Origin of the sequence: Rhodoferax sp., from assembly GCF_023700745.1 — a bacterium.
GTDB lineage: Bacteria > Pseudomonadota > Gammaproteobacteria > Burkholderiales > Burkholderiaceae_C > Rhodoferax.
The window spans coordinates 1-19,813 of the sequence record NZ_JAMPYG010000028.1 but is presented as its reverse complement, the minus strand read 5'-3'; the positions used below and the strand labels follow the sequence as shown (position 1 = coordinate 19,813).

At 57.9% G+C, this 19,813-nt stretch carries 14 protein-coding genes, 4 tRNA genes and 1 pseudogene; 18 read left to right on the top strand and 1 reads right to left on the bottom strand.

What is annotated here, in order from left to right; genetic code table 11:
- From tuf to NDJ10_RS14845, 18 genes and pseudogenes are all read left to right on the top strand, one after another.
- Positions 1-168 (top strand): annotated as a pseudogene (tuf, locus tag NDJ10_RS14930) (elongation factor Tu); the annotation flags it as partial.
- A 31-nt stretch (positions 169-199) separates the two neighbouring features.
- A tRNA-Trp gene (locus NDJ10_RS14925) sits at positions 200-275 on the top strand.
- Between the two features lie 110 nt (positions 276-385).
- Entirely contained in the window at positions 386-769 is a 384-nt protein-coding gene (gene secE / locus NDJ10_RS14920; protein WP_296163743.1) for a preprotein translocase subunit SecE, read from the top strand.
- Positions 769-1,377, top strand: a complete 609-nt coding sequence (nusG, locus tag NDJ10_RS14915) for a transcription termination/antitermination protein NusG (protein ID WP_296163741.1) — start codon at positions 769-771, stop codon at positions 1,375-1,377. The genes secE and nusG overlap by 1 nt, the downstream gene beginning before the upstream one ends.
- A gap of 199 nt (positions 1,378-1,576) precedes the next feature.
- Entirely contained in the window at positions 1,577-2,008 is a 432-nt protein-coding gene (gene rplK, locus NDJ10_RS14910; RefSeq protein WP_296163737.1) for a 50S ribosomal protein L11, read from the top strand.
- Positions 2,009-2,704 (top strand): 50S ribosomal protein L1, encoded by a 696-nt coding sequence (gene rplA / locus NDJ10_RS14905; protein ID WP_296163735.1) that lies wholly within the window; start codon positions 2,009-2,011, stop codon positions 2,702-2,704.
- Positions 2,705-2,959: 255 nt separating this feature from the next.
- Positions 2,960-3,481: a 50S ribosomal protein L10 gene (gene rplJ, locus NDJ10_RS14900; protein WP_296163733.1), complete on the top strand. Its 522-nt coding sequence runs from the start codon at positions 2,960-2,962 to the stop codon at positions 3,479-3,481.
- Positions 3,482-3,523: 42 nt separating this feature from the next.
- Positions 3,524-3,898: a 50S ribosomal protein L7/L12 gene (gene rplL / locus NDJ10_RS14895; RefSeq protein ID WP_296163731.1), complete on the top strand. Its 375-nt coding sequence runs from the start codon at positions 3,524-3,526 to the stop codon at positions 3,896-3,898.
- A 239-nt stretch (positions 3,899-4,137) separates the two neighbouring features.
- A complete protein-coding gene (gene rpoB / locus NDJ10_RS14890; protein WP_296163728.1) occupies positions 4,138-8,250 on the top strand; it encodes a DNA-directed RNA polymerase subunit beta in 4,113 nt (1,370 codons plus the stop codon).
- A gap of 71 nt (positions 8,251-8,321) precedes the next feature.
- A complete protein-coding gene (gene rpoC / locus NDJ10_RS14885; protein ID WP_296163725.1) occupies positions 8,322-12,536 on the top strand; it encodes a DNA-directed RNA polymerase subunit beta' in 4,215 nt (1,404 codons plus the stop codon).
- A 70-nt stretch (positions 12,537-12,606) separates the two neighbouring features.
- Positions 12,607-13,926: a 16S rRNA (cytosine(967)-C(5))-methyltransferase RsmB gene (rsmB, locus tag NDJ10_RS14880; protein WP_296163723.1), complete on the top strand. Its 1,320-nt coding sequence runs from the start codon at positions 12,607-12,609 to the stop codon at positions 13,924-13,926.
- Positions 13,907-14,515, top strand: a complete 609-nt coding sequence (locus NDJ10_RS14875; RefSeq protein WP_296163720.1) for a DUF4390 domain-containing protein — start codon at positions 13,907-13,909, stop codon at positions 14,513-14,515. Before rsmB ends, NDJ10_RS14875 begins: the two co-directional genes overlap by 20 nt.
- The gene (locus tag NDJ10_RS14870; RefSeq protein ID WP_296163717.1) at positions 14,512-16,794 is read left to right on the top strand and encodes an ATP-binding protein; all 2,283 of its coding nucleotides are present in this window, start codon (positions 14,512-14,514) and stop codon (positions 16,792-16,794) included. The genes NDJ10_RS14875 and NDJ10_RS14870 overlap by 4 nt, the downstream gene beginning before the upstream one ends.
- Positions 16,795-16,835: 41 nt before the next feature.
- Complete coding sequence (locus NDJ10_RS14865; protein WP_296163715.1) at positions 16,836-17,507, top strand: response regulator; 672 nt, start codon at positions 16,836-16,838, stop codon at positions 17,505-17,507.
- 55 nt (positions 17,508-17,562) lie between these two features.
- Positions 17,563-17,638: transfer RNA gene (locus tag NDJ10_RS14860), tRNA-Phe, on the top strand.
- A gap of 74 nt (positions 17,639-17,712) precedes the next feature.
- Positions 17,713-17,788, top strand: a tRNA-Asn gene (locus tag NDJ10_RS14855).
- 104 nt (positions 17,789-17,892) lie between these two features.
- Positions 17,893-17,967: transfer RNA gene (locus NDJ10_RS14850), tRNA-Thr, on the top strand.
- Positions 17,968-18,404: 437 nt separating this feature from the next.
- Positions 18,405-19,562 (top strand): DNA cytosine methyltransferase, encoded by a 1,158-nt coding sequence (locus NDJ10_RS14845; RefSeq protein WP_296163713.1) that lies wholly within the window; start codon positions 18,405-18,407, stop codon positions 19,560-19,562.
- A 44-nt stretch (positions 19,563-19,606) separates the two neighbouring features.
- Here the strand turns inward: NDJ10_RS14845 and NDJ10_RS14840 are convergent.
- Positions 19,607-19,813 (bottom strand): hypothetical protein (locus NDJ10_RS14840; RefSeq protein ID WP_296163711.1); only part of this gene is annotated, 207 nt, incomplete at its 5' end.

Here is a 19,813-nt window from a genome sequence, read left to right as displayed (position 1 = left end):
GGTGCGATCGAGTTGCCAGAAGGCAAGGAAATGGTCATGCCCGGTGACAACGTGTCGATCACGGTCAAGCTGATTGCCCCGATCGCCATGGAAGAAGGCCTGCGCTTTGCCATCCGTGAAGGCGGTCGTACCGTCGGCGCCGGTGTGGTGGCTAAGGTCATTGCGTAATCCATCGGGATTTGAAAGGCCAGGAGAACACAGGGGCATAGCTCAATTGGCAGAGCGTCGGTCTCCAAAACCGAAGGTTGTAGGTTCGATTCCTACTGCCCCTGCCACCTGATGATGTTGTCAGGTGTTAAAAAAGCCCGCTACTTACCTGGCGGGCTTATGCGTCTCAAGGTCACTCTATGTCAGTGCTAGTTTAAACAGGCAATATCAATATAACATGGCCACCCCTCAAGTACAAACCGTCAATACAACCGCCGATAAGGCCAAGCTGGTGCTTGCTGCGGCTTTGGTGCTTGCATCGCTGGTGACTTATTACGCGCTGGGCAAGCAAGGGCCATTGTTTCAGTGGTTAGGGCTGCTCGCCTGTCTGGGCTTGGCTGTGGTGGTGTTTTTGCTCTCGGAGTCTGGCAAGACGCTGACTGCCTTTGGTCAGGATGCTGTTCGTGAAGTCCGGAAAGTTGTTTGGCCGGCGCGCAAGGAAGCGATCCAGATGACAGCCTATGTGTTTGGTTTTGTTCTGATCATGGCCCTTTTCCTGTGGTTGACAGACAAGACCCTCGAGTGGCTTTTTTATGACCTGATTTTGGGGTGGAAGAAATAATGACGGATGTTGTGAATACCCCATTGGATGGTGCCGAGGCTACGGCAGGCACCCCTGTCGCAGCGCCTGCCAACCCGGATCTGCGTTGGTATGTCGTGCATGCCTACTCTGGCATGGAAAAGGCCGTTGAGCGCAACATTCTTGAACGCATTAACCGTGCCGGCATGCAAAGCAAGTTTGGCCGCATTCTGGTGCCCATGGAAGAAGTGGTCGAAATCAAGAACGGCCAGAAAAAAACGACTGAACGCAAATTTTTCCCCGGTTATGTGCTGGTTGAGATGGTCATGGATGACGACACCTGGCACCTGGTGAAGCACACCAACAAGGTGACCGGTTTTGTCGGTGGCGGCAAAACACGACCCTCGCCGATTTCCGAAGCTGAAGTCCAGAAAATTGTCAGTCAGATGCAAGAGGGCACCGAGAAACCCAGGCACAAGATTGAGTTTGTGGTGGGTGAGTACGTGCGTGTCAAGGAAGGTCCTTTTGCGGACTTCAATGGTTCGGTGGAAGAAGTCAATTACGAAAAAAGCAAGGTTCGTGTGGCAGTTACCATTTTTGGTCGCTCGACACCGGTTGAGCTTGAGTTTTCCCAGGTGGAGAAAGCCTGAGAAACCTGAAACATTGCGGGACAGACCAATAAATTGCTTCAGCAATTTCTGCTCTGTCCTCAACTGATCAGATGCATTTGAATTTGTATTTCGTGCCTTTCCGACTCGGTGCGAATGTTGTCGAAGAGAGTCGTTCACCCCGGGGAGCCCGAAGCTGCGGTTTGCAGATGAAGGCGTCAGTACCCGTTAGGAGTTAAACATGGCGAAAAAAATCGTCGGTTTTGTCAAGCTGCAAGTGCCAGCTGGTAAAGCCAACCCATCCCCCCCCATTGGCCCGGCCCTGGGTCAGCGTGGTTTGAACATCATGGAATTCTGCAAGGCATTCAATGCCCAGACCCAGGGTGTCGAGCCCGGACTGCCGCTGCCGGTGGTGATCACCGCGTTTGCTGACAAGAGTTTCACTTTTGTCATCAAGTCGCCGCCTTCATCGATCCTGATCAAAAAAGCGGTCAAGATTGACAAGGGCTCGGCTAATCCCCTCAAGACCAAGGTCGGCAAGATCACGCGCGCTCAGCTCGAAGAAATCGCCAAGACCAAAATCAAGGACTTGACCGCTGCCGACATGGATGCAGCCGTTCGTACCATCGCGGGCTCGGCTCGTTCGATGGGCATCAATGTGGAAGGTGTTTAAATGGCGCACTTGACTAAAAAACAAAAAGCCCAGCAAGGCAAAGTGGACAGTGGCAAGCTGTACGCTATTGGCGACGCTCTGGGTTTGGTAAAGGAATTTGCCAACGCCAAGTTCGATGAATCCATCGACGTGGCCGTGCAGCTCGGCATCGATGCCAAGAAATCCGACCAGGTGGTGCGTGGCGCTGTCGTGTTGCCCAACGGCACCGGAAAAACCAAGCGTGTTGCCGTGTTCGCGCAGGGTGCCAAGGCTGAAGAAGCCAAGGCCGCCGGTGCTGACATCGTTGGTATGGATGACCTCGCTGCCATGGTCAAGGCTGGCGATATGCCCTTTGACGTGGTCATTGCTGCCCCTGACGCTATGCGCGTCGTGGGTACCTTGGGTCAGATCCTCGGCCCACGTGGCCTGATGCCCAACCCCAAGGTTGGTACGGTCACGCCCGATGTCGCCACAGCCGTTAAAAACGCCAAGGCGGGTCAGGTCCAGTTCCGTGTTGACAAAGCCGGTATCGTGCATTCCACCATTGGCCGCCGTTCCTTTGACAGCGACAAGTTGAAAGACAACCTGGCTGCCTTGGTCGATGCCCTGGTGAAAGCCAAGCCCGCTACTAGCAAAGGTCTGTATTTGCGCAAGGCGGCAGTTTCCAGCACCATGGGTGTTGGCGTGCGTGTTGATCTGCAATCGATCAACGCGTAATGCAAGAAATTGGGTGGTCTGAAAAGGCCGCCTGACGTGGTGGGCTGCGGTGGCTTCCAAGCTGCCGCAGGCCATCCAAGACCGTTGGTGTGCCAAGCCTGTCGAGTGAGGTACTTAATCGATAACAGCCAACGCAGATGGCGATCCCGCTGCCAAAGAATTGAAAAGTTCCTTAACAGTTGGTCGCTGCAATATGGTGTGCCTTGATGTGATGGTGATAACCCCACAAACGGGTACTTTTTTAAGGAGTTGACCTTGAGTTTAAATCGCAGTGAGAAAGAAGCGGTCATCAGTGAAGTGACTGGCCTCGCCGCTAAAGCTCAAACGCTCGTGATAGCGGAATACCGTGGCATCACGGTCGCCGACATGACCAAACTGCGCACTGTTGCGCGCAGCAATGGTGTGAGCCTCAGTGTGTTGAAAAACACATTGGCCCGCCGTGCTGTCGCTGGTAGCGGTTTTGAGGTGGTGTCCGACCAGATGACCGGTCCGCTGATCTACGGCTTTTCTGAAGATGCAGTGGCTGCCGCGAAAGTGGTGGCTGACTTCGCTAAAACCAATGACAAATTGGTGATTCGCGCAGGTGCATTTGCAGGCAAGGCCCTGGACGTGAACGGCGTGAAGCAATTGGCAAGTATTCCTTCCAAGGAAGTGTTGCTGGCACAGTTGCTGGGCTTGATGCAGTCGCCTATTTCACGCATTGCGCGTGTGATGTCGGCTTTGGCAGAGCAAAAGGGCGGCGGCGCAGAAGCTCCCGCAGAGGCCGTTGCAGCGTAACGCTTGCAATGCACAGAAATTAATCAATTGTTAGGAAACAAAATGGCATTCGATAAAGACGCATTTTTGACCGCGCTCGACAGCATGACGGTCATGGAACTCAACGACCTGGTGAAAGCCATCGAAGAGAAGTTTGGTGTGAGCGCTGCAGCCATGTCTGCACCCGCTGCTGGCGGTGGCGCTGCTGCTGCTGTGGCCGAAGAAAAGACCGAATTCAACGTGGTTCTGCTCGATGCAGGCGCACAAAAGGTGTCGGTCATCAAGGCTGTGCGCGAAATCACCGGTCTGGGCCTCAAGGAAGCCAAAGACATGGTGGACGGCGCTCCGAAGAACGTCAAGGAAGGCGTTTCCAAGGCTGATGCTGATGCCGCTCTGAAGAAGCTGCTTGACGCTGGTGCCAAGGCCGAACTCAAGTAATTGAGTTTTCCCTGGGGCTGGAGTGCTTTAACGGGCCTCCAGCCTTTGGTGTTTTTGCAGAACACACTGGTAAGCGGGCATCACGCTCTTTTTCCAGTGTCTTCTAACCCCGACAGCAGAAGATCCCTTGGTTCGGGTTGCATGCAAGGTGCAACCGTCCGCCATTGATTGGTAGTGGCCAATCACCAAGCGTTAACGTCGTTCAGGACCGTCACCGTCCTCATTTGCCCGGAGATTTCATGGCTTATTCATACACCGAACGCAAACGGATACGTAAAAACTTTGGCAGCCGCGACAGCGTGCTGGAGATCCCTTACCTGCTGCAAATGCAGAAAGACGCCTACACCGCGTTCCTTCAAGCCGAAGTACCGCAGAAAAAACGGACCGACGAAGGTCTGCAGGCGGCCTTCAATGCAGCGTTCCCGATCGTGTCCCACAATGGTTTTGTCGAGATGAAGTACCTCGACTACAACCTGGCCAAGCCGGCGTTTGATGTGCGTGAATGCCAGACCCGTGGTCTGACCTATTCGTCGGCTGTGCGTGCACGTGTGCAACTGATCATTTATGACCGTGAATCGTCCACGTCGCAAAACAAGGTGGTGAAGGAAGTCAAGGAGCAGGAAGTCTACATGGGCGAAGTGCCCCTGATGACCGAAAAAGGCTCGTTTGTCATCAACGGCACCGAGCGCGTCATCGTGTCCCAGCTGCACCGCTCGCCCGGCGTGTTCTTCGAGCACGACAAGGGCAAGACCCACAGCTCGGGCAAGCTGCTGTTCTCGGCACGCATCATTCCTTACCGCGGTTCCTGGCTCGACTTCGAGTTCGACCCCAAGGACATCCTCTATTTCCGCGTCGACCGTCGCCGCAAGATGCCGGTCACGATCCTGCTCAAGGCCATCGGCCTGAACAACGAGTCGATCCTCGCCAACTTCTTTGTCAATGACAACTTCCGCCTGATGGACAGCGGTGCCCAGATGGAATTTGTGGCTGAGCGTCTGCGCGGTGAAGTGGCCCGCTTTGACATCACCGACAAGAGTGGCAAGGTCATTGTGGCCAAGGAAAAGCGCGTGACGGTGCGTCATACACGCGAGCTCGAGCAGTCCGAAACCACCCATATCTCGGTGCCGGAAGACTTCTTGATTGGCCGCATCGTGGCCCGCAACGTGGTGGATGCCGAGACCGGTGAAATCCTGGCCAAGGCCAATGAAGAGCTGACCGAAGTCCTGCTCAAGAAGCTGCGCACTAGCGGCATTCAGGACTTGGCCTGCATCTACACCAACGAGCTCGACCAGGGTGCCTACATTTCGCAGACCCTGCGCACCGACGAAACCACTGACGAGTTTGCCGCCCGTGTGGCCATCTACCGCATGATGCGCCCCGGCGAGCCGCCGACCGAAGACGCCGTGCAAGCTCTGTTCCAGCGCCTGTTCTACAACCCCGACACCTACGATCTGTCGCGTGTCGGTCGCATGAAATTCAACGCCAAGATGGGCCGCCCGGAGTCCACCGGCCCCATGGTGCTGACCAACGAAGACATCTTGGCCGTGGTCAAGGTGCTGGTTGACCTGCGCAACGGTCATGGCCAGGTCGACGACATCGACCACCTCGGCAATCGCCGTGTGCGTTGCGTCGGCGAGCTGGCCGAAAACCAGTACCGCATGGGTCTGGCACGGATCGAGAAAGCCGTGAAAGAACGTCTGGGTCAGGCCGAGCAAGAGCCCCTGATGCCGCACGACCTGATCAACAGCAAGCCGATTTCGGCTGCGCTGAAAGAGTTCTTCGGCGCCTCGCAGTTGTCGCAGTTCATGGACCAGACCAACCCGCTGTCCGAGATCACGCACAAGCGTCGCGTCTCGGCGCTTGGCCCGGGTGGTCTGACGCGTGAACGTGCCGGCTTCGAGGTGCGCGACGTGCACGTGACCCACTACGGTCGTGTTTGCCCGATTGAAACCCCCGAAGGTCCGAACATCGGTCTGATCAACTCGCTGGCCCTGTACGCCCGCCTCAACGACTACGGCTTCATTGAAACGCCGTACCGTCGCGTGGTCGATGCCAAGGTCACGATGGACATCGACTACCTGTCGGCCATCGAAGAAGGCAAGTACGTCATTGCCCAGGCCAACGCGGTGCTCGACAAGGAAGGCCGCCTCACCGGCGAACTGATCTCGGCGCGTGAAGCTGGTGAAACCATGATGGTTCCTGCCGACCGCGTGCAGTACATGGACGTGTCGCCGGCGCAGATCGTGTCGGTGGCGGCCTCGCTGGTGCCCTTCCTGGAGCACGACGACGCCAACCGCGCCTTGATGGGCGCCAACATGTCGCGCCAGGCCGTGCCCATCCTGCGCCCTGAAAAGCCGATGGTCGGCACCGGTATCGAGCGCGTTGCCGCCATCGACTCCGGCACCGTGGTGGTCGCCACCCGTGGCGGTGTGGTTGACTATGTCGACGCCACCCGTGTCGTGATCCGCGTCAACGACGCCGAAGCGCAGGCCGGTGAAGTGGGTGTTGACATCTACAACCTGATCAAGTACCAGCGTTCCAACCAGAACACCAACATCCACCAGCGCCCGATCGTCAAAAAAGGCGACCAGCTGGCCAAGGGCGATGTGATCGCCGACGGCGCCTCCACCGACCTCGGTGAGCTGGCGCTGGGCCAGAACATGCTGATCGGTTTCATGACCTGGAACGGCTACAACTTCGAAGACTCGATCCTGATCAGCGAACGTGTCGTGGCCGAAGACCGTTACACCTCGATCCACATCGAAGAGCTGGTGGTGATGGCGCGTGACACCAAGCTGGGTGCCGAAGAAATCACCCGCGACATTCCCAACCTGAGCGAACAGCAGCTCAACCGTCTGGACGAATCCGGCATCATCTACGTCGGTGCTGAAGTCATGCCGGGCGACACCCTGGTCGGCAAGGTCACACCCAAAGGTGAGACCACGCTGACCCCCGAAGAAAAGCTGCTGCGGGCCATCTTTGGCGAAAAAGCCAGCGATGTGAAAGACACCTCGCTGCGCGTGGACCAGGGCTCGCAAGGCACGGTCATTGACGTGCAGGTGTTCACCCGTGAAGGCATCACGCGCGACCGCCGCGCGCAGCAGATCATCGACGACGAGCTCAAGCGCTTCCGGCTGGACCTCAACGACCAGCTGCGCATTGTTGAAGCCGACGCCTTTGCCCGTATCGAGAAACTGCTGGTGGGTAAAGCCGCCAACGGTGGCCCGCAAAAGCTCGCCAAGGGCAGCAAGATCGACGCCGCCTACCTGGCTGCGGTCGAAAAGTTCCACTGGTTTGACATCCGACCGGCCGATGAAGACGTGTCGGCACAGCTCGAGAGCATCAAGAATTCGCTGGAGCAGACGCGCCACCGCTTTGACCTGGCGTTTGAAGAAAAGCGCAAGAAGCTCACGCAGGGTGACGAGTTGCCCGCTGGCGTGCTGAAGATGGTCAAGGTCTATGTGGCCGTCAAACGCCACCTGCAACCCGGTGACAAGATGGCCGGTCGCCACGGTAACAAGGGTGTGGTTTCCAAGATTGTGCCGGTAGAAGACATGCCGCACATGGCCGACGGTACCCCCTGCGACATCGTGTTGAACCCGCTGGGCGTGCCGTCACGGATGAACGTGGGTCAGGTGCTTGAAGTCCACCTGGGCTGGGCGGGCAAGGGCATTGGCCAACGCATTGGCGATATGCTGCAGCATGAAAGCCGTGTCGCCGAATTGCGCGAGTTTCTGGGCGAGATCTACAACAGCACGGGCCGCAAGGAAGACCTGGCGCAGCTTGATGATGCGCAGTTGCTCGCCATGGCCGAAAACCTGACCAGCGGCATGCCGTTTGCCACGCCGGTGTTTGACGGTGCCACCGAGGACGAAATCCGCGCCATGCTCAAGCTGGCCTACCCTGACGACCTGGCCGCGGCCAAGGGCCTCACGCCCACCCGCACCCAGGCCTACCTGTACGACGGCCGCACTGGCGACCGCTTTGAGCGCCCGGTCACGGTCGGCTACATGCACTACCTGAAGCTGCACCACCTGGTCGACGACAAGATGCATGCCCGCTCCACCGGTCCCTACAGCCTGGTCACGCAGCAACCGCTGGGCGGCAAGGCGCAGTTCGGTGGCCAGCGTTTCGGCGAGATGGAGGTCTGGGCGCTGGAAGCCTACGGCGCCTCCTACACGCTGCAGGAAATGCTCACCGTCAAGTCCGACGACGTGCAGGGCCGCACCAAGGTCTACGAGAGCATCGTCAAGGGAGAACACTCGATCGAAGCCGGTATGCCGGAATCGTTCAACGTGCTGGTCAAGGAAATTCGTTCCCTGGGCCTGGACATTGAGCTGGAACGTTCGTGATGCATTGCGGGACAGACCAAGATTTGCAAAGCAAATTTGCTCTGTCCTCAACTGATTAAAAAGGATTCAATATGAAATCATTACTCGACCTGTTCAAGCAATTCACGCCTGACGAGCACTTCGATGCCATCAAGATTGGCATGGCCTCGCCCGAAAAAATCCGTTCCTGGTCTTTTGGCGAAGTCAAAAAACCCGAAACCATCAACTACCGCACTTTCAAGCCCGAGCGTGACGGTCTTTTTTGCGCCAAGATTTTTGGCCCCATCAAGGACTACGAATGCCTGTGCGGCAAGTACAAACGCCTCAAGCACCGCGGTGTCATCTGCGAGAAATGCGGCGTTGAAGTCACGCAGACCAAGGTGCGTCGCGAGCGCATGGGTCACATCGACCTGGCCGCGCCCTGCGCCCACATCTGGTTCCTGAAGTCCCTGCCCAGCCGCTTGGGCCTGGTGCTGGACATGACGCTGCGCGACATCGAACGCGTGCTCTACTTTGAAGCCTACGTGGTGACCGACCCCGGCATGACCCCGCTGAAGAAATACAGCATCATGTCGGAAGACGACTTTGACGCCAAGTTCAAGGAATACGGCGACGAGTTCCAGGCCAAGATGGGTGCCGAAGGCGTCAAGGATTTGCTGCAAAACCTCGACATCGACAGCGCCATCGAAAAGCTGCGCAACGACCCCAGCGGTTCCGAGCTCAAGATCAAGAAGAACACCAAGCGCCTCAAGCTGCTGGAAGCCTTCAAAAAGTCTGGCATCAAGCCCGAGTGGATGGTGCTTGATGTGCTGCCGGTGCTGCCGCCTGACCTGCGCCCGCTCGTTCCCCTGGACGGTGGCCGTTTTGCCACTTCTGACCTGAACGACCTGTACCGCCGCGTCATCAACCGCAACAGCCGTCTGCGCCGTTTGCTGGAACTGAAAGCGCCGGAAATCATTGCCCGCAATGAAAAGCGCATGTTGCAGGAAGCTGTTGACTCGCTGCTCGACAACGGCCGTCGCGGCAAGGCCATGACCGGCGCCAACAAGCGTGCGCTCAAGTCGCTGGCCGACATGATCAAGGGCAAGGGCGGTCGTTTCCGTCAGAACTTGCTGGGCAAGCGCGTCGACTACTCTGGCCGTTCGGTCATTGTGGTGGGCCCCACCCTGAAGCTGCACCAGTGCGGTTTGCCCAAGCTGATGGCGCTGGAACTGTTCAAGCCCTTCATTTTTGCGCGCCTGGAAGCCATGGGCATTGCCACCACCATCAAGGCGGCCAAGAAGGAAGTCGAAACCGGCACGCCAGTGGTCTGGGACATCCTCGAAGAAGTCATCAAGGAACACCCGGTCATGCTGAACCGTGCACCGACGCTGCACCGTCTGGGTATCCAGGCCTTCGAGCCGATTTTGATCGAAGGCAAGGCCATTCAACTGCACCCGCTGGTCTGCGCCGCTTTCAACGCCGACTTCGACGGCGACCAGATGGCCGTTCACGTGCCCTTGTCCGTTGAAGCCCAGATGGAAGCCCGCACCCTGATGCTGGCCTCCAACAACGTGCTGTTCCCGTCCAACGGCGAGCCGTCCATCGTGCCGTCGCAAGACGTGGTGCTGGGCCTGTACTACACCACCCGTGACCGCATCAACAGCAAGGGCGAAGGCCTGGTGTTTGCCGATACCGGTGAAGTCCAGCGCGCCTTTGACGCGGGCGAGGTCGAAATGAGCTCGCGCATCAGCGTGCGCCTGACCGAATACACCAAGGACAAGGCCACTGGCGAACTCACGCCCAGTACCAGCCTGGTTGAGACCTCGGTCGGTCGTGCCCTGTTGTCGGAAATCCTGCCCAAGGGCCTGCCGTTTGCGTTCATCAACAAGGCGCTGAAGAAAAAGGAAATTTCGCGTCTCATCAACGCTTCGTTCCGCAAGTGCGGCCTCAAGGAAACCGTGGTGTTTGCCGACAAGCTGTTGCAATACGGTTTCCGTCTGGCCACCCGCGCCGGTATTTCGATCTCGATCGAAGACATGCTGGTGCCCACCGAAAAACCGGGCATCATCGAGCGCGCTGAAAACGAGGTGAAAGAAATTGCCCAGCAGTACACCTCGGGTCTGGTGACCGCGGGTGAGCGTTACAACAAGGTGGTCGACATCTGGGGCAAGGCCGGTGACGAAGTGTCCAAGGTGATGATGGGCCAGCTCTCCAAAGAGACGGTGACCGATCGCCACGGCAACCAGGTGCCGCAGGAGTCCTTCAACTCCATCTACATGATGGCCGACTCCGGTGCCCGCGGTTCCGCAGCGCAGATTCGCCAGGTGGCCGGTATGCGGGGTCTGATGGCCAAGCCCGATGGCTCGATCATCGAGACGCCCATTACCGCCAACTTCCGCGAAGGCCTGAACGTGCTGGAGTACTTCATCTCCACGCACGGTGCGCGTAAGGGTCTGGCCGACACCGCGTTGAAAACCGCTAACTCGGGTTACCTGACGCGTCGTCTGGTCGACGTGACGCAAGACCTGGTGGTGACCGAACAGGACTGCGGCACCCACAACGGCTACCTCATGCGTGCCATTGTCGAAGGCGGCGAAACCATCGAATCGCTGCGTGACCGCATTCTGGGTCGCACCGCAGCCGAAGACGTCCTGCACCCCGAGACCCAGTCGGTGCTGGCGCCGGCCGGCACCATGCTCGACGAAGACATGATCGACGAACTGGAAGTGGCGGGCGTGGACGAAGTCAAGGTACGCACCGCGCTCACCTGCGAAACCCGCTTTGGCATTTGCGCCAAGTGCTACGGCCGCGATCTGGGTCGCGGTGGCCTGGTCAACGGCGGCGAGGCGGTGGGTGTGATTGCGGCGCAGTCGATTGGCGAGCCCGGCACCCAGCTGACCATGCGTACTTTCCACATCGGTGGTGCGGCTTCGCGTGCCGCCATTGCCTCCAGCGTCGAAGCCAAGTCCAACGGCAATATTGGTTTCAACGCGACCATGCGCTATGTCACCAACGGCAAGGGCGAACTGGTGGTGATTTCCCGCTCGGGCGAGATCATCATTCACGATGAACATGGCCGTGAACGCGAGCGCCATAAAGTGCCCTACGGCGCCATTCTCACGATCAAGCCGGACCAGACCATCAAGGCTGGCACCATTTTGGCCAACTGGGATCCGCTGACGCGCCCCATCATCACCGAGTACGCCGGCCAGGCCCGTTTCGAGAACGTCGAAGAAGGTCTGACCGTGGCCAAGCAGGTTGACGAAGTCACCGGCTTGTCGACGCTGGTGGTGATCGACCCGAAACGCCGTGGCTCGGCCAAGGTGGTGCGGCCACAAGTCAAGTTGATCGATGCCACTGGAAACGAAGTCAAGATCCCTGGCACCGACCATGCGGTGACGATTGGCTTCCCGATTGGTGCGCTGGTGCAGGTGCGTGATGGTCAGGACGTGGGTCCCGGCGAAGTGCTGGCACGTATCCCGGTCGAAGGTCAGAAGACCCGCGACATTACCGGCGGTTTGCCGCGTGTGGCCGAGTTGTTCGAAGCCCGTTCGCCCAAGGACAAGGGCGTACTGGCCGAAATGACCGGTACCATCTCCTTCGGCAAGGAAACCAAGGGCAAGATCCGCCTGCAGATCACCGACCCCGAAGGCAAGGTATGGGAAGAGCTGGTGCCCAAGGAAAAGAACATGCTGGTGCACGAAGGCCAGATCGTCAACAAGGGCGAAGTGGTGGTGGACGGCCCGGCCGACCCGCAGGACATCTTGCGCTTGCTGGGTGCGGAAGAACTGGCGCGCTACATCGTCGACGAAGTGCAGGACGTCTACCGTCTGCAGGGCGTGAAGATCAACGACAAGCACATTGAAGTGATTGTTCGTCAGATGCTGCGCCGTGTGGTGGTTGAGGCTGCGGGTGACTCCAACTACATCAATGGTGAGCAGGTGGAACGCTCGGAAATGCTCAATACCAACGACGCCTTGCGCGCCGAAGGCAAGATTCCGGCCACCTTCACCAACCTGCTGCTGGGTATCACCAAAGCTTCGCTGTCCACCGACAGCTTTATCAGCGCTGCTTCCTTCCAGGAAACCACCCGCGTGCTGACCGAAGCCGCCATCATGGGCAAACGCGATGGTCTGCGTGGTCTGAAAGAAAACGTCATTGTGGGTCGTCTGATTCCGGCCGGTACCGGCCTGGCCTATCACGAAGCTCGCAAGGTGCGCGAAAACATGGACGACGCCGAGCGTCGCGCCATTGCCGAAACCGAAGCTGCCGAACTGGCCCTGGCCAGTGAGCAGGACCAGGACGAAGGTATAGACGGCAAGTAATTGACCGACTGTTGAAAAGCGTCTCACGCCCTATTCGCATGGGGTTGAGGCGCTTTTTTTATACTCAATCATGACCACCTCAACCCAGATGATCCCCCTGTGGCGGCAATTGCAGGCCGTCGCCAATGTGTTGCAGGCCATTCAGGCCGGCGCCTCCGGCACGGCGGCCATCGGTGCGGTCGATGTGTCATTGCGCCCGGGGGTACAGGCGCTGAGTTTTGCCGTGTTGCGAACGCTGGGGCAGGCGCAGGCCTTGCGCCGCCTGCTGGCACCCCGCAAACCTTCACCCCAGCTGGATGCCCTGCTGTGCAGCGCGCTGGCACTGTTATCGCAGGGAGACGAGGCTGCCTATGACGCCTTCACGCTGGTCAATCAAACGGTGGAAGCCGCCAAGAAAACGCCGAAACTGAAGGCCCAGGCGGCTTTTGTGAATGCCTGTTTGCGCCGGTTTTTGCGCGAGCAAGCCACCCTGCTGGCCCAGGTAGTGCACGATCCGGTGGCGCGCTGGAACCACCCGGGCTGGTGGCTGGCCCAGATGCAGGCCGAGTGGCCGACGCAGTGGCAAAGCATTCTGGCGGCCAATAATGCCCAGGCACCGATGGTGTTGCGCGTCAACACCCGGCGCATCAGCGTGGCCGATTACCTCAAGATGCTCGGTGCGGCCGGCCTGATCGCCGAGCCCCTGGGGCCGGTGGGCGTGGTGCTGCAGGCGGCCACAGCGGTGCAGCAGATTCCTGGTTTTGCAGATGGGCTGGTCTCGGTGCAGGACAGCGCAGCACAATGGGCAGCACCCCTGCTCCTGACGGGCTTGCAGGGCCCGCTGCAGGTGCTCGATGCCTGCGCCGCCCCCGGCGGCAAAACAGCGCACCTGCTGGAATTTGCCAATGTTTCAGTTACCGCGCTCGACATCGACGCCCAGCGCTGCCAGCGCATTCACGACAACTTGCAGCGTCTTGGCTTCAGCGCCCAGGTGCTGACCGCCGATGCGGCCGACTTGCCTAGCTGGTGGCAGGGGCAAAGTTATGACGCCATCCTGCTTGACGCCCCCTGCTCCGGCTCGGGCGTGGTACGCCGTCACCCGGACATTCGCTGGCTGCGCCGGCCCACGGATGCGGCACAACTGGCGCGGCAGCAGGCCAGGCTACTCGCCGTACTCTGGCCTTTGGTCAAACCCGGCGGCCGTTTGCTGTATTGCACCTGTTCGGTCTTCCAGGCCGAAGGTCAGGGCCAGATCAAGGCGTTTCTTGTCAACAACAGCAACGCCACCTTATTGCCGTCGCCCGGACATTTGTTGCCAGGTCATGCCGTGCAATGGCCGGGTCTGGTTGACAATCCGACTCGTGAGCATGATGGCTTTTATTACGCGTTGCTTGAAAAGTCTGCTGCCTAGGTTGTTGCTGGGCTGGCTGGCCACGGCTGTGCTGGGACTGGGCACAGCGCTGGCCCAAGCACCCGAAGACACCGAGCGACCGCTGCTGCGTCTGGAGCGTATCGACGATGCCATCTGGCTCTCAACCCAGCTCCAGTTTGATTTGTCGCCGGCGGTGGTGGATGCCCTGCACAAAGGCATTCCGATCTTTTTTGTGGCGGAAGCCGATGTGCTGCGCGAACGCTGGTACTGGACCAACAAAAGAATAGTCACCGCCAAGCGTCAGTTTCGCCTGGCCTACCAACCCCTGACCAACCGCTGGCGGCTCAACATTACTTCCGGTGAGTTCGTGGAGCCAGCTCTGGGTCTGGCCTTGAACCAGAGCTTTGAATCCTGGAAAGAGGCACTGGCCACCGTGCGCCGCATCACGCGCTGGAAAATTGCCGATACGCCGGAGCTCAAGGCCAATGCCTCCTATCTGGTCGCGTTTCGCTTTCGGCTCGACCTGACGCAACTGCCCCGGCCTTTGCAAATTGGCACGCTCGGACAATCAGACTGGTCGGTGGAACTGGCTGGCGAGCAGCTTCTTGAGGCTGGGCCGGGCCAATGAAATCAACCTCGGCCAGTGCGCCGATACGCCATTCCCGATCGGTCCGCTGGTTGCTGGGTCTGGGTCTGATCGCCATGGTGGCCATTGGCCTGGTGCTGCTTTTTTTATTGACCCAGGCCACCACCAACCGCGAGCTCTACGAGAAAAATTACGCCCGCTTATTTGCCGTCAATGTGGTGGTGGCGGTGCTGTTGCTGGGGGTCATTGGCTGGATCGCCGTGCGCCTGGTCCGGCGTCTGGTACAGAAAAAATTTGGCAGTCGTTTGCTGGTCAAGCTGGCAGCCATTTTTGCGCTGGCGGGTTTTGCCCCGGGTGTGCTGATTTACGTGGTGTCGTACCAGTTTGTCACGCGCTCCATCGAGAGCTGGTTTGACGTCAAGGTCGAGGGTGCCCTGAATGCCGGACTCAATTTGGGACGCACCACGCTCGAAGCCTTGTCGACTGATCTGGCAGGCAAGGCACGCACGGGTGCGGCGCAGCTGTCAGCGACGCCCGATGTCAGTGCAGCCTTGCCGCTGGAGCGCACGCGCGTCGCGGTGGGGGCTGACGACATGATGCTGTGGGGGGGCTCGGGTCGGCTCATTGCGGCGGCGGGCCAGTCGCGCTACCAGCTTAATCCCGAACGACCCAGTGCGCAGCAATTCAGGGCCGCGCGGGATCAGGGCGTCATTACCTGGATTGAAGGCCTGGACGATGTTGATCCGAGTGCCGCGTCCCAGGCCCGGATCAAGGCGCTGGCGCGCATCACCAGCGATCAATTGGGGGCTTTCAACGAGTCGCGTTATCTGCTCGTGGTGAAGGCATTGCCCGACACGCTGGTGGCCAATGCCCTGGCCGTGACGCAGGCCAATCGCGAATACCAGGAGCGGGCGCTGGCCCGCGATGGCCTGCGCCGGATGTACATCGGCACGCTCACCCTGAGCCTGTTCCTGGCGGTTTTTGGTGCGGTCCTGCTGGCCGTGGTGCTGGGCAACCAGCTGGCCCGGCCGCTGCTGTTGCTCGCCGACGGTGTGCGTCAGGTGGCCGCCGGTGACCTCACCCCAAAAACCTATTTGCGCGGCAATGATGAACTGGATGGCTTGACCCGCTCATTTGCCCAGATGACCCAGCAGCTTGCCGATGCGCGCCAGGCGGTGCAAACCAGCATGGCACAGGTGAGCGCGGCGCACGCCAACCTGCAAACCATTCTGGACAACCTCACGGCCGGCGTCATGGTGCTCGATGCCAACGGGCACATCTTTGCGTCCAACCCCGGCGCTACCCGTATTTTGCGGGTGCCACTGGCTGCGCACCAGGGGCAGGCACTGGCCCAGATTGACGGGCTCCAGTCCTTTGGCCAACAGGTGCAGGCGCAATTCGACAACTTTTTCAGTCCCCACAGTGAACGCACGCTGGACCATTGGCAGCAATCTTTCGAGCTCGGCGGTGTCGGTCGGGCGCAAAGCGGGCGTCCGGCCCATGATGTCATTACCCTGGTGACGCGGGGTGCCGAATTGCCGGGTGAACAGCGCTTGTTGGTGTTTGACGATATTTCTGAAATTGTGTCAGCGCAACGGGCGCAGGCCTGGGGAGAAGTGGCGCGGCGCCTGGCGCATGAGATCAAAAACCCGCTGACACCGATCCAATTGTCAGCCGAGCGCCTGGAAATGAAGCTCGGCGGCAAGCTGGGTGCCACTGAGCAGGCCATGCTGACCAAATCGGTCAAAACCATCGTCGACCAGGTCGATGCCATGAAACGTCTGGTCAATGAATTCCGGGATTACGCGCGCCTGCCCGCGGCGGAACTCCAGCCGCTCAACCTCAATGAGCTGGTCAATGATGTGCTGCATTTGTATGCCGACGATCTGGGCCCGGTGCCCGTCAAGACCGAGCTTGATCCCGAGTGCCCCGCCATCCTCGGCGACACCCAGCAGTTGCGCCAGGTGTTGCACAACCTGTTGCAGAACGCGCAGGATGCCACACTGAGTGCAGGACATGCCAATGCCGAGCATGCGGTGTTGGTCAAAACCCAGTGGCAAGCCAGCGCGCGCCGGGTACGGCTGGTGGTGGTGGACTGTGGGACCGGGTTTCCTGACCACATTCACAAACGGGCGTTTGAGCCCTATGTGACCACCAAGGACAAAGGCACCGGCCTGGGCCTGGCTGTCGTCAAAAAAATTGCCGACGAGCATGCCAGTCGGGTGACCATTTCAAACCGTTTGCACAACGGTGAAATTCTCGGTGCGCAAGTATCGTTATCATTCGCGGTTGAGCCTGCGCCAGGCCCTCAGGCAATTTGATGTGACATTGCTGATACCACTTTCAGGGGAATGACAAGTACATGGCTAACATTTTGGTAGTGGACGACGAACTGGGTATTCGCGATCTGTTGTGCGAGATTCTTAACGACGAAGGTCATACCGTGGAGTTGGCGGAAAACGCCGCACAAGCCCGCGCCGCCCGCCTGCGCGAGGCCCCTGATCTGGTTTTGCTCGACATCTGGATGCCCGACACCGACGGTGTCACCTTGCTCAAGGAATGGTCCACGTCCGGGGCCTTGACGATGCCGGTGATCATGATGAGCGGCCATGCCACCATTGACACTGCTGTCGAGGCCACGCGCATTGGCGCCCTGGCATTTCTGGAAAAACCGATCACCTTGCAAAAGCTGCTCAAGGCGGTGGAGCAGGGTCTGACCCGTGGTGCTTTGCGCAAATTGACCCAGTCCATGCCGTCCATGGGCATGAAAGCAGACACCGTGGCGCTGGCTGACATGCCAGTCAGTATGATCGAACTGGCCCCGGAACCTGGACCGCAAGCCACGCAAAACTTCATGCTCGACAAGCCACTGCGGGAAGGCCGTGACGAATACGAAAAGGCCTATTTCGAGTTCCACCTGGCCAAAGAAAATGGCTCCATGACACGTGTCGCTGAAAAGACTGGCCTGGAGCGCACGCATCTGTACCGCAAGCTCAAGCAACTGGGTGTGGACCTGACGCGTAAACGCATTTGAAAAATCAAGCCCGCGCCTCAAAACGGCCCAATGCGCTGCTAGAATATGCCGCTTAGGCCTGGTAGCTCAGTCGGTAGAGCAGAGGATTGAAAATCCTTGTGTCGGTGGTTCGATTCCGCCCCGGGCCACCAAATTGATGAACCCATCCTCGCGATGGGTTTTTCTTTGGGCCAATGGGTGTCAACCCTTGGTGCCAGAAACATCTTCCTCGATAGCTCAGTTGGTAGAGCACACGACTGTTAATCGTGTTGTCCCTGGTTCGAGCCCAGGTCGAGGAGCCATGGTTTGAGACCGAGTTAGTTGCGGAGTGGTAGTTCAGTTGGTCAGAATACCGGCCTGTCACGCCGGGGGTCGCGGGTTCGAGCCTCTTATCCCGCTCCATGTTGCCCATTTGGCTCAGTGGCAGAGCACTCCCTTGGTAAGGGAGAGGTCCCGGGTCCGATTCCCGGAATGGGCACCAAGTTTGCCTCAAGCCCGTCCATCAAGATGGGCTTTTTGCTTTCTGGCGTTGGTGGCATTAGGCACAGCTGCAGGGGGGCGGGGTTCGGTGGGCTGAGTCTGAAAACTCTGTAGGCCTTGTTCACAGAATTGTTTAATTTCACTGGACTTGCATGTGCTGTACAAAATAACAGTAAACTGGAGTCGAAAGTATGAAAACGAACAAATGGGTCGCAAGGTGCTCTGCCTGCCTACATGAGCAATGACCACGATTGCAAAGATAGTAGCGAGGAGAAGTAGCGATGGATCTATGGAATATCAGTGCTGGTGACAGAGCGAGCCAGAGGTGGTTTCAAATTCAGGTTTCTGATCTGAATTTTAAATCGCTTATCTCATTGATTTTTCGGGTCCAGTGCGTAAGTAGCTGTGCGTGATAAACACCTTATATGCAAGTAATACATGGCAACAACAACAAAAGACCTCCAAATACTCGGCAATGACAAGAACTTCCTCCGCCTTTCGACAAGGCCGACCCTTGAAGCCAAGGCTGCGCCAGTGCGCATCGTGGATCTATTCTGTGGCTGTGGTGGCATTTCGCTTGGAGTTGTGCTGGCAGCTCATGATCTTGGACGAAATGTAGAAATACCTCTTGCAGTGGATTCTGACGCTGCGGCACTTGCATGCTACAAGGAAAATTTTCCGAATGCAGAAGTGCAGTGTGCAGACGTAACAACTTTATTCGATAGCAACTGGAGCACCGACTTAACTTCCAGAGAAATTGAATTGAGAACGCGTGTCGGCGAAATTGATTTGCTCGTTGGTGGCCCACCTTGTCAAGGACATTCAGATTTAAATAATTTCACGCGAAGACGCGATCCAAAAAATCAACTAATGCATGTGATGGCGCGTGCTGCAGCTGTTTTTCGCCCTCATTCTGTTGTGGTGGAAAACGTAGTCGGATCATTAAAAGATAGCAAAGGTGTCGTGCACTCTGTCGAGGCAGTCTTTAAAGAGCTTGGATACAAAGTGACAATTGGCATCCTGGATTTCGCAACTTTGGGCGTTCCTCAGCGCCGTAAGCGAATGATCATGATAGCAACTCGCGGGGACTACGAAGTGCGTATTGATGAACTACAGGCACGATATGCGCTCAGCGAACGAACGATTGAGTGGGCAATCAAGGATATTGCTGCTCGACCACGTGAGCTTCTTGTAGATCGTATTGCAGTTCCACAAGAGCAGACGAGAAAACGCATTGACTACCTCTTTGACAATGCCTTGTATGAATTGCCAAATGAATTGCGGCCCCCCTGCCATCGGGATAAAACCCACAGCTACGACACGGTTTATGGTCGGCTGCGCTGGGACAAACTAGCCCAAACGATTACAAGTGGCTTTTACTGCATGTGCATGGGGCGTTATGTCCATCCTGAGCAAAGACGTACTTTAACAGCCCGAGAAGCAGCTCGACTCCAATTTTTTCCAGATTTTTTTGACTTTAGCCCTGCGAAATCGCGCACCAAACTTGCTGAAATCATCGGGAATGCAGTTCCACCAAAGGGTGCCTATGTTATTGCTCGTACCCTTATTCCAACTTTGAACAAAGCCACGCAATGAAAAGCGTAGGGCTCTTCGCTGGGATCGGCGGAATGGAACTTGGGCTACATGCAAGTGGGATTGAGCCTCAGTTGCTCTGTGAAATATTGCCCGAAGCGCAAGTTGTTGATTCCAGCGTCAATCTGAGCCAGTTTGCAGTCGAATTTTGAGCCACACGGTTTAAAGGTATTTTTGGCTACTCGATTGTGGATAAGTCTACATTTGATGCGTCTCCTTTCTGTATTTTTGCCCTGCTGGCTTTGCGTGCTGGT

Coding starts and splice junctions, on each gene's coding strand:
- secE (WP_296163743.1), top strand. CDS start 386: ATGGCCACCCCTCAAGTACAAACCGTCAATACAACCGCCGATAAGGCC.
- nusG (WP_296163741.1), top strand. CDS start 769: ATGACGGATGTTGTGAATACCCCATTGGATGGTGCCGAGGCTACGGCA.
- rplK (WP_296163737.1), top strand. CDS start 1,577: ATGGCGAAAAAAATCGTCGGTTTTGTCAAGCTGCAAGTGCCAGCTGGT.
- rplA (WP_296163735.1), top strand. CDS start 2,009: ATGGCGCACTTGACTAAAAAACAAAAAGCCCAGCAAGGCAAAGTGGAC.
- rplL (WP_296163731.1), top strand. CDS start 3,524: ATGGCATTCGATAAAGACGCATTTTTGACCGCGCTCGACAGCATGACG.
- rpoB (WP_296163728.1), top strand. CDS start 4,138: ATGGCTTATTCATACACCGAACGCAAACGGATACGTAAAAACTTTGGC.
- rpoC (WP_296163725.1), top strand. CDS start 8,322: ATGAAATCATTACTCGACCTGTTCAAGCAATTCACGCCTGACGAGCAC.
- rsmB (WP_296163723.1), top strand. CDS start 12,607: ATGACCACCTCAACCCAGATGATCCCCCTGTGGCGGCAATTGCAGGCC.
- NDJ10_RS14870 (WP_296163717.1), top strand. CDS start 14,512: ATGAAATCAACCTCGGCCAGTGCGCCGATACGCCATTCCCGATCGGTC.
- NDJ10_RS14865 (WP_296163715.1), top strand. CDS start 16,836: ATGGCTAACATTTTGGTAGTGGACGACGAACTGGGTATTCGCGATCTG.
- NDJ10_RS14845 (WP_296163713.1), top strand. CDS start 18,405: ATGGCAACAACAACAAAAGACCTCCAAATACTCGGCAATGACAAGAAC.